The following is an 8,989-nucleotide window of genomic DNA, read 5'->3' on the forward strand; positions in this document are numbered from 1 at the left end:
GTGGACACCGATCGGCAGCTGCGGCTTGCCGAGCTGCTCGAGCGCCTGCCGGTAGAGGTCGGCGTACGGGGCGAACTGCGCGGGCGGTCCACCGATGATCGCCAGCATCAGCGGGATGCCGTAACGGGCGGCGCGGATGACCGACTCGGGGCTGCCGCCGACGCCGATCCACGTCTTGAGGCTCCCCGCGGCAGTCTTGGGGAAGACCTCCTGGCCGTCGAGCGGCGGACGGAGGTTGCCCGTCCACCTGACGGGGCCCTCCGCGCGCAGCGCCGCGAACAGGTCGAGCTTCTCGCTGAACAGCTCTTCGTACTGGCCGAGGTCGAAGCCGAACAACGGGAACGACTCGGTGAACGAGCCGCGTCCGAGGATGACCTCCGCGCGGCCGTGGGACAGCGCGTCGAGCGTCGCGAAGCGCTCGTAGACGCGGATCGGGTCGTCCGAGCTCAGCACCGTGACGGCCGTGCCGAGGTGGATGGTGCTCGTGCGCGCGGCGATCGCGGCGAGCACGACCTCCGGGGCAGTGACGGCGAAGTCCTCGCGATGGTGCTCCCCCACGCCGAAGAACGCGAGACCCAGCTCGTCGGCCAGCACCGCCTGATCGACGATGTTGCGGATGACCTGGTCGTACGGCAGCAGTGCTCCGTCGTCGCCGAACGTCACGTCGCCGAAGGTGTCGAGACCGAGCTCGAGCTGTGCCATGTCATCTCCCGGGTCGAGGTACGCCGGTTCAACGCCGAAGCCTCCGGCGCTGTTCCCTGACTCAGCCGACCTTCGCCCGAAGGGTCGTGCCGGGCAGCAGGACCTCGACGAGCATGCCCTTGGCCAGCTGGCGGCCGCGTCGGGTCTCGACCTCGCCGTCGACCTTGACGTCACCACCCTGGATCAGCTCGCCCGCCGCTGCGCCGGACTCCGCGAAGTTGGCGAACTTGAGGAACTGTCCCAGCCGGATCATGTCGCCGGTGATCGGGACGATGTCGATGTTGTCGGAGGCCATGAGCCCAGCCTGCCACTACGGCCGACAGCCTGCGTGCGAGGATCGATGACATGGAGCAGACGGTCCGCGCCCGAGCCGTGATCTTCGACATGGACGGCACGCTGGTCGACTCCAACGCCGTCGTGGAGGCGATCTGGACGACGTTCGCCGAGCGATTCGGCCTGGTCACCGCCGACGTCCTCGGCTTCTCGCACGGTCGCCAGACGCTCGACACGGTCCACCGCTTCGCACCGGCCGACCTGGACCATGAGGTGCTCGCCGCGGAGCTCGCCAGCACCGAGATCGAGACGCCCGGCGGCATCGTCGAGGTGCCGGGTGCTGCCGAGTTCGTTGCCTCGATCCCTTCCGCGCTCACGGCGCTGGTGACCTCGGCGCCGCTGCTCCTGGCAAAGACCAGAATGACCGAGGCGGGCCTGCCGATCCCACCCGTCGTCGTTCCGGCGGAGGACGTGGACCGCGGCAAGCCCGATCCCGAGGGTTACCTGCGCGCTGCTGAACTGCTCGGTCTCAGCCCAGCGGAGACCGTCGTCTTCGAGGACGCCCCGGCCGGCATCGAGTCCGCACGTGCCGCCGGAGCCCAGGTCGTGGTCGTCGGGGCGTATGACGGCCCCGTCGCCAACGGACTGCACCGCATACCCGACTTCACCGCAGCCCGCGCCAGCGTCGACGGCGGCGAGGTCGTCATCACCCTGGACACGGCATGACCGGGCCCACGACGGCACGCGCCGACGTCTGGATCTCGTCCGTACGCCTCTACAAGACGCGCTCGATCGCATCATCGGAGTGCAAGGCGGGGCACGTACGCATCAACGGTGCCAAGGCCAAGCCCGCCCAACCGGTCAAGGTCGGCGACCGCATCGAGGCGCTGACCGAAGGCGGCATGCGGATAGTCGTCGTCACGAAGATCATCGTCAAGCGGGTCGGCGCGGCGGTCGCGGTCGAGTGCTACGAGGACCACTCTCCCCCGCCGCCGCCCAAGGAGGAGGTCGCGATCATGCCCCGGCGTGACCGCGGCGCCGGCCGTCCCACCAAGCGGGATCGCCGTGCGCTCGACCGGCTGCGCCGGCGCTAGGCGCGCAGGAGCAGCGGCAACAGCGCCTGGCTGCTGAGCGGTGCGAGCTCGATGTCGCCCGGCGCGGCAGGATCCACCCAGATGCTCTCGGCGATCTCGGCCGCGACGACCGGGGTCCTGGCGTCGATCGTCAGGCTGAACACCTCGGCGAGCACGCGATGTCCCGGCTCGTTGGCGGCGTCCTCCTCGAACGTCCCGAGCCACGTGAACGCGTCGGCTGCCAGGTCGAGCCCCAGCTCCTCGAACAGCTCACGCCGCAGGCAGTCCAGCGGGCTCTCGCCGGGCTCGATCTTGCCTCCGGGCTGCATGAACACCGAGGTGTCGTGCTTGCGCACCATCAGCGCGCGTCCGTCGGTGTCGACCGTCAGCGCCGCCGCGACGTGGATGACCGGCTGCGTCACGGTTGCGGCACCTCGTCGCCGGGGCGGCCCCACTTGTCGGTCCACGATGGCGGTGCGTCGAGCATCGTCAGCAAGGTGTCCAGATCATCAGCGAACGACACGATGCCGGACTGCTCCTCGCGGACGAAGCCGGCGCCGACCATGCCGTCGAGCAGCTCGCGCATCGGTGACCAGAAGCCGGCCACGTCGAGGAATCCGGACGGCTTGGTGTGGATCGTCAGCTGCGCCCACGTCCACTGCTCGGCAATCTCCTCGAGCGTGCCGGCACCTCCTGGCAGGGCGATGAACGCATCCGAGAGCTCGGCCATCAAGGCCTTGCGCTCGTGCATCGACTCGACGACGTGCAGCTCGGTCAGTCCGTGGTGCGTGAGCTCGCGATCGTCGAGCTGCCGCGGGATGACGCCGATGACCCGCCCGCCGGCTTCGAGCGCCGCATCCGCGACGGTGCCCATCAGCCCGACGTGCCCACCGCCGTACACGACCGTGATGCCGCGCTCAGCGAGCGTGCGTCCGGTGTGCCGCGCCGCCTCGGCGTACGCAGGGTCGTTGCCGAAGCTGGATCCGCAGAAGATCGCGACTGCGTTCAATGGCATGCCCACATCGTGACAGACAGCCTCCGTCCCGGCGCTCACCCCTGTATGTCGTCCACCACTCTGGGACGGACGCCGGACCTTCGGCCCTAGTCGCTGACGGGACGCCCCGAGAGGGTGAGCATCGTGAATGCCACCGGTCTGACCACAGATGAGGCCGTCCATCGTCTCGACGAGGTCGGTCCCAACGAGATCCGCGCCCGCGGGCGGATATCTGTGTGGTCGAGCATCGGACTGCAACTCCGCGACCCGCTCGTCATCGTCCTTCTTGCGGCGTGTGCGTTGACCCTGCTCACCGCCGACTACACCGACACGGCCGTGATCGGGCTCGTGGTGCTCGTCAACACGACGGTCGGCGTCAACCAGGAGCTCAAGGCGGACCGGGCCATCACGGCCCTGGCGCAGCTGAGTGCGCCTGTCGTCCGGGTGCGGCGGGACGGCCTGGAGACCACGGTTCCCACCGCTGAGCTGGTGCCGGGAGACATCGTCCTGCTCGGCGAGGGCGACATCGTTCCGGCCGACTGTGACCTGCTGGAGGCGTCCTCCCTGCTGATCGACGAATCGGCGTTGACCGGGGAGTCGGTCGCGGTCGGCAAGGACGCTGCCCGACGTGACGCACTTTCGTCGGGGACCGTCGTGGTGAAGGGCCGGGCGGTCGCGGTGGTGACCGGGACCGGCAGGTCAAGCGCGCTGGGTCAGATCGCAGCCCTCATGGACACCCGTGTGCAACCCACCCCGCTGCAACGACGTCTCTCGGTGCTCGGGCGAATGTTGGCGATCGTCGCCATCGCCCTGTGCGCCGTCGTGCTGGTCCTCGGACTTGCCCTCGGGGAATCGTTGGAGCTGATGCTGGTCACCGCGGTCAGCCTGGCGGTGGCTGCGGTCCCGGAGTCGCTGCCGGCCGTCGTCACGTTCAGCCTCGCGCTGGGCGCACAACGCATGGCCGCCCGCAACGCAGTGATCCGCCGGCTTCCGGCAGTGGAGACCCTCGGTTCGGTGACCGTCCTGGCGACCGACAAGACCGGCACGCTCACCGAGGCGCGGATGCTGGTCGAGCAGCTCTGGACCCCGGAACGCGGGGTCGGGGTCTCCGGGGAGGGCTACTCCCCCTTTGGAGGTCTCGTCAGCGGCGGAGCATCGCTCGAGCTCACCACAGCGCCGGATGTCCTCGACCTCCTGCGAGCGTGCGTGCTGTGCAACGACGCGCGCCTGACGCCACCTGACGAGCCGGAGGGTGCATGGTCGGGCCTGGGCGACCCGACCGAGCTGGCTCTCCTCAGCGCCGCCGGCAAGGCTGGTCTGACCAAGGCTGATCTCGACGCGTCCCACCCGCGCATCGGTGAGGTGCCCTTCGACAGCACCACCCAGCAGATGACGACTGCTCATCTCGTCTCGCGTCCCGGCGGGGAGGGTGTTCTGGTCGTGACGAAGGGCTCGGTCGAGGCACTTCTCGCCCGGCACGGACGAGGCGGGGAGCCGGCCGTGTGGCGTGCGGCCCAGCTCCGTGCCGCCGAGCTCGCCGGCGAAGGCTTCCGTGTCCTGGCACTGACCACGGGAGAGGTGTGCGCCGGCGACGACTGGGAGAAGGCGGACCAGCGCCTGCTGGGCCTGGTCGCCATGACCGATCCGGCGAAGCCCGCAGCACGTGCCACCATCGAGCGATGTCGGACAGCCGGGATCCTGCCGGTCCTGGTCACCGGTGACCACCCGGCCACTGCGCGGGCGGTGGCCCTTCGAGTCGGGATCTTGCGGCCGGATGAGGCCGATCGTGAGGGCAGCGTCGTGACGGGGTCCCAGATCGCAGCCGGCCAGATCACCGACCTGACCACTGCCCGGGTCTTCGCCAGGACCAGCCCCGAGCAGAAGCTCGACATCGTCGAGGCATGGAGGCACCGAGGCGCCATCGTCGCCATGACCGGCGACGGCGTCAACGACGGCCCGGCTCTCCACCGAGCCGACATCGGCGTGGCCATGGGCCATCGCGGAACGGAGGTCGCCCGGCAGGCCGCCGACCTCGTCCTCGCCGACGACGACCTGGCCACCGTCGTCGCAGCCGTCCAAGAAGGTCGCCGGGTCTACGCCAACATCCGTATGTTCCTCGTCTTCGGCCTGTCCGGAGGGGCCGCCGAGATCGCGATCATGCTGCTCGGTCCGTTCATCGGGCTCGGCGTCCCTCTCATCGCCGCACAGATCCTCTGGATCAACCTGCTCACCCACGGAATCACCGGAGTCGCGATCGGCGCCGAACCGATCGCGCCTGACGCCATGCACCAGCCGCCCAGACCGCCTGCACAGAGCGTCCTGGGGGACGGCCTCTGGCAGAAGGTCGTCCTGATCAGCCTGCTCCTGTCAGCGGCGACGTTGGCACTTGGTGTCTGGGCCCACGAGGACGGCCGAGCCTGGCAGACGATGATCTTCCTCAGCCTGACGTGCCTCCAGCTCGGCGTGGCCATGGGGCTGCGGCCGGTCCAGGTCACGAGGCAGAACCTCTTGTTGCCCATTGCGGTGGCCGGATCCTTCCTCCTCGTCCTGGCGGGGGTGTACGCACCCGTGCTCCAGGACCTCCTCGGCACCTCAGCACTCCCAGCCACCGACCTCGGGATCGCGACCGGGATGGGCGCTCTCGGCTGGATCATCGCCCGGGCCACCGGGTCCCGTGCGAAGCGGTCCGTGCCACCCACCTCTCGTCCACTGTCCGGGGCTTGAGACCCATTGCTTCGCTTGTGCTGCGCGGGCTGCGGGGTTCCAATTGAAGGAGGGGCTGATCGTCAGAGGTGCGACATGAGCGAACGCGACGAATTCCTCGGCTGGGTCGAGACCCGTCTGCACGACGCCGAACTGGCCCTGCACAACGGCAACGCGGCTCAGCGTGCGGCGATCTGGTCCACCCGCGAGCCGGTATCGGTCCTCGGCGCCTGGCAGTCCGCCGTGGGCCAGAAGGAGGTCAGGGACCTCTTCCGCATGCTGGAGACGACGTTCGCGGACTGCACGTCGTACGCGTACGAGGTCGTCGCGGCCGACGTGCGGGGCGACATGGCCTACACCGTCGGCTACGAGCACACGAAAGCGTCGATCAACGGCGAACCAGGTTCGTACACGCTTCGCTGCACACAGATCTATCGGCGCGAGGACGGCGAGTGGAAGGTGGCCCACCGGCACGCCGACACCGTTCCCGAGGATTCCTGAGCGCGCTCCACGCCATACTGGCGACATGGCGTACGACGAAGAGCTCGCCGACCGGCTCCGCGAAGTCCTTCAGGGCGAGACAGGTCTCAGCGAGAAGCGCATGTTCGGAGGGCTCGCCTTCCTGATCAACGGCAACATGGCCGTCGCGGCCAGCGGCCAGGGCGGTCTCCTGCTGCGGATCGATCCGAGCCAGGCCGAATCACTGGTCGACCACCAGCACGTGCTCCGCTTCGAGATGCGTGGCCGAGAGATGGATGGCTGGCTGCGGGTCGACTCCGAGGCAGTCGAGACGGACGACGCGCTACGCGGTTGGGTCGGCCACGGCGTCAGCTATGCAGGATCGCTCCCACCGAAGTAGCGGGTTCTGCGCGCCTACTCCTCGCGCTTCCACTTGCCGCGGCCGAACATCCGGCCGATGCGGTCTGACAGCGAGCTGCCCGTGTCGTCTCGCGCGTCCGCGCGGAAGACCGGCGTGTTGTCAGCTGGCTCGGGCAGCCCCGCGACCTCGTCCGGCGACACGGTCGTGCGTACGTATGCCGTCGTGATCGTGCCGACGTGGTCGGCGTCGACGAATCGGGGGCCGTTCGAGGTGTCGACGACAATGCCGTCGAACACGCTGACCTCCTCGACCACCAGCACGCTGGCGACGGTGCCGAACTGCTGGCCGTCGCTGGACTGCACAGGCGTACCGGGCTCGAGGGCTGAGTACGCGATGGGCGTGGGCTCGTCGGTCATACCGGCAACTCTAGGCGCTGCGGCGACTGCGGGGGCGAGACCGGGCTCCTGACGCGCAGCAGTCCCCGGAGCGCCGCCACCCGGTCTGGCACGAGCCGACCCGCGCACGCGGCACCTGTCTCTGGTCCCCCGTCCATGGGTCCTTTGACCCGTCCCTCCACCGCGACGCTGGGCCACACTCGAGATGATCGCGCAGACCGCTCCCGGCCACCGGAGTGGCAGGCGCCCGCCTTCCTCTGCGCCGCCCGACCTCGAGGGCCCAGCCTCGATCCCGGGCGCCACGACCACACCGAGGAGCACACCATGTCCCCGACGGCGACCCAGCCCAAACCGCCTTCGATCGATCCCACCATCGGCTATCGGCCCGGTCCCCTGGGCCGGCTCGGGGTCGGCGTGACCCACCACGTCCGGCTGACCACAGCACTTTGGCTGCTCGTGATCATCGGACTCGGCGCGTTCGCACCTCGCGTCGAGTCCGAGCTGTCCGGCGCCGGGTGGCAGGCGAACGGGTCGGAGTCCGTCGCTGCCCGCCAGCTCGCGCAGGATCATTTCGGGGGCAACGGCAGCACCGCGATCCAGGTCGTCGTGCACAGCACGGATGGCCCGGTCACCGAGGGCGCCGGCAAACAGGTCATCGCGAGAGCGGCCGCGATGCTCGAGGACGACTCGCGGATCGCGGAGGTCGTCCAACCGCAGCCGGGTGCGACCTTGAGCGAAGATGGCCGAACCGCGGTCCTGCTGGCCGGCGCCGACGCCGACCCGAACGAGATGGTGCGCGTCGCCGACGACCTCAAGGGACCGCTCCAGGACCTGTCATCGGCCGGCATCCAGGTGAACCCCACGGGCGCCTCCCTGCTCTGGTCGGACTTCAACGAGGCCAACCTGTCGGCGATGCTGAAGTCCGAGATGGTCTCGTGGCCGGTGACGCTCGCGATATTGGTGCTCGCCTTCGGGGCCCTGATCGCAGCCGGCCTGCCTCTCCTGCTCACCCTGTCCGGACTGGTCGCCTCCGCCGGCTCGTTGGTGCTGATCAACCAGCTGGTTCCGGTCTCCGTGTGGGCGATGAACTTCGCGATGATGTTCGCGCTCGCTCTCGGTATCGACTACGCCCTGTTCCTGGTGGTCCGGTTCCGGGCCGCCCGGATGGGTCACCACGAGAACGCGCGGCAGGCGATCGCGGAGACCATGGACACCGCCGGCAAGGCGGTGCTGCTCTCGGGCGCCACGGTGCTGATCTCGCTCTCCGCAGTGATGCTCGTGCCCTCCCCGTCGTTCCGCTCGATGGCCGGAGGAATCATGCTCTCCGTCGTCTTCGTGCTGGCGGCCACGCTCACGCTGCTCCCACTGGTGCTGTTCAAGCTCGACGAACGCATCAACAAGTTCGCCCTGCCTTGGGTGCACACCGGTGAACACCGCTCGGCGAAATTCGCTGCCTGGGGCGAGCTGCTCTGGAAGCGCCCGATCGCGTTCGGGCTCGGCGCCCTCGTCGTGCTGCTCGCCCTCGCAGCTCCCATCGTGGGTCTGAAGACAGCCATGCCATCCATCAAGGTGCTGCCCGAGGACTCCTCCGCCCGAGTCGGCTACGACCTCGTGCAGGAGGCGTTCGGCACCGGCGCCCCCGGCACGCTCACCATCGTGGTCGACCAGGCCGACGTGGACGCCGCCTCGGCCGTGCTGACGGATGACCGCGGGATCGCCGGTGCGATGCCGGCCGTGACCGCGGCCGACGGCTCGTCGTACGCCCTCATCCAGGCGGTTCCCACGGTCGACCCCTCGGACCCAGCACTCAGCACCACCGTGGACCGCCTCCGCACCGACCTCCCTGCGTCGGCGCGCGTCGGCGGGGCCGCCGTCGAGAACCTCGACCTCAAGACCCAGCTCGACAACTCCACCCCGCTGGTCGTCGGAGTGATCCTCGGACTCGGCTTCCTGCTGCTCCTCGTCGCACTCCAGGCCCCGCTGATCGCCCTGCTCGGGACGGTGGCCAGCCTGCTCTCGACCGCCGCCG

11 protein-coding genes are annotated in these 8,989 nt (G+C 69.4%); 6 read left to right on the top strand and 5 right to left on the bottom strand.

All coding sequences use genetic code 11. The features are described 5' to 3' along the window. Window positions 1-702: LLM class flavin-dependent oxidoreductase (locus tag V6M46_RS15270; RefSeq protein WP_332666637.1), on the bottom strand; the 702-nt coding region annotated here is incomplete at its 3' end. 61 nt (window positions 703-763) lie between these two features. Next, complete coding sequence (locus V6M46_RS15275) at window positions 764-997, bottom strand: RNA-binding S4 domain-containing protein (RefSeq protein WP_332666639.1); 234 nt, start codon at window positions 995-997, stop codon at window positions 764-766. A 50-nt stretch (window positions 998-1,047) separates the two neighbouring features. Between V6M46_RS15275 and V6M46_RS15280 the strand changes: the two genes are divergently transcribed. Both V6M46_RS15280 and V6M46_RS15285 read left to right on the top strand, forming a co-directional pair. Beyond that, window positions 1,048-1,701 (top strand): HAD-IA family hydrolase, encoded by a 654-nt coding sequence (locus V6M46_RS15280; RefSeq protein WP_332666641.1) that lies wholly within the window; start codon window positions 1,048-1,050, stop codon window positions 1,699-1,701. Next, a complete protein-coding gene (locus V6M46_RS15285; protein WP_332666643.1) occupies window positions 1,698-2,069 on the top strand; it encodes an RNA-binding S4 domain-containing protein in 372 nt (123 codons plus the stop codon). The genes V6M46_RS15280 and V6M46_RS15285 overlap by 4 nt, the downstream gene beginning before the upstream one ends. Here V6M46_RS15285 and V6M46_RS15290 read toward each other — a convergent pair. Together V6M46_RS15290 and V6M46_RS15295 are read right to left on the bottom strand one after the other, a co-directional pair. Next, window positions 2,066-2,470: an NUDIX hydrolase gene (locus V6M46_RS15290; protein WP_332666644.1), complete on the bottom strand. Its 405-nt coding sequence runs from the start codon at window positions 2,468-2,470 to the stop codon at window positions 2,066-2,068. The genes V6M46_RS15285 and V6M46_RS15290 overlap by 4 nt on opposite strands. Next, complete coding sequence (locus V6M46_RS15295) at window positions 2,467-3,063, bottom strand: TIGR00730 family Rossman fold protein (RefSeq protein WP_332666645.1); 597 nt, start codon at window positions 3,061-3,063, stop codon at window positions 2,467-2,469. Before V6M46_RS15295 ends, V6M46_RS15290 begins: the two co-directional genes overlap by 4 nt. A gap of 123 nt (window positions 3,064-3,186) precedes the next feature. Here V6M46_RS15295 and V6M46_RS15300 point away from each other — a divergent pair, with 123 nt between their 5' ends. The 3 genes from V6M46_RS15300 to V6M46_RS15310 all read left to right on the top strand — a co-directional run bounded on the left by V6M46_RS15300 (window position 3,187) and on the right by V6M46_RS15310 (window position 6,604). Beyond that, entirely contained in the window at window positions 3,187-5,766 is a 2,580-nt protein-coding gene (locus V6M46_RS15300; RefSeq protein WP_332666646.1) for a cation-translocating P-type ATPase, read from the top strand. 75 nt (window positions 5,767-5,841) lie between these two features. Next, the gene (locus tag V6M46_RS15305; protein ID WP_332666647.1) at window positions 5,842-6,246 is read left to right on the top strand and encodes a nuclear transport factor 2 family protein; all 405 of its coding nucleotides are present in this window, start codon (window positions 5,842-5,844) and stop codon (window positions 6,244-6,246) included. A 25-nt stretch (window positions 6,247-6,271) separates the two neighbouring features. Then, window positions 6,272-6,604 carry a TfoX/Sxy family protein gene (locus V6M46_RS15310; RefSeq protein WP_332666648.1) on the top strand — a complete coding sequence of 111 codons (333 nt, stop codon included), beginning with the start codon at window positions 6,272-6,274 and terminating at the stop codon, window positions 6,602-6,604. Window positions 6,605-6,618: 14 nt separating this feature from the next. Here the strand turns inward: V6M46_RS15310 and V6M46_RS15315 are convergent, their stop codons facing one another. Then, window positions 6,619-6,981 (bottom strand): hypothetical protein, encoded by a 363-nt coding sequence (locus V6M46_RS15315; protein WP_332666650.1) that lies wholly within the window; start codon window positions 6,979-6,981, stop codon window positions 6,619-6,621. Between the two features lie 303 nt (window positions 6,982-7,284). On the opposite strand from V6M46_RS15315, the gene V6M46_RS15320 reads away from it, so the two are divergent. Next, on the top strand, window positions 7,285-8,989 hold a 1,705-nt coding region (locus tag V6M46_RS15320), incomplete at its 3' end, for an MMPL family transporter (RefSeq protein WP_332666651.1).

This window comes from Aeromicrobium sp. (assembly GCF_036676885.1).
Classification (GTDB): domain Bacteria; phylum Actinomycetota; class Actinomycetes; order Propionibacteriales; family Nocardioidaceae; genus Aeromicrobium.

Coding starts and splice junctions, on each gene's coding strand:
- V6M46_RS15275 (WP_332666639.1), bottom strand. CDS start 997: ATGGCCTCCGACAACATCGACATCGTCCCGATCACCGGCGACATGATC.
- V6M46_RS15280 (WP_332666641.1), top strand. CDS start 1,048: ATGGAGCAGACGGTCCGCGCCCGAGCCGTGATCTTCGACATGGACGGC.
- V6M46_RS15285 (WP_332666643.1), top strand. CDS start 1,698: ATGACCGGGCCCACGACGGCACGCGCCGACGTCTGGATCTCGTCCGTA.
- V6M46_RS15295 (WP_332666645.1), bottom strand. CDS start 3,063: ATGCCATTGAACGCAGTCGCGATCTTCTGCGGATCCAGCTTCGGCAAC.
- V6M46_RS15305 (WP_332666647.1), top strand. CDS start 5,842: ATGAGCGAACGCGACGAATTCCTCGGCTGGGTCGAGACCCGTCTGCAC.
- V6M46_RS15310 (WP_332666648.1), top strand. CDS start 6,272: ATGGCGTACGACGAAGAGCTCGCCGACCGGCTCCGCGAAGTCCTTCAG.
- V6M46_RS15315 (WP_332666650.1), bottom strand. CDS start 6,981: ATGACCGACGAGCCCACGCCCATCGCGTACTCAGCCCTCGAGCCCGGT.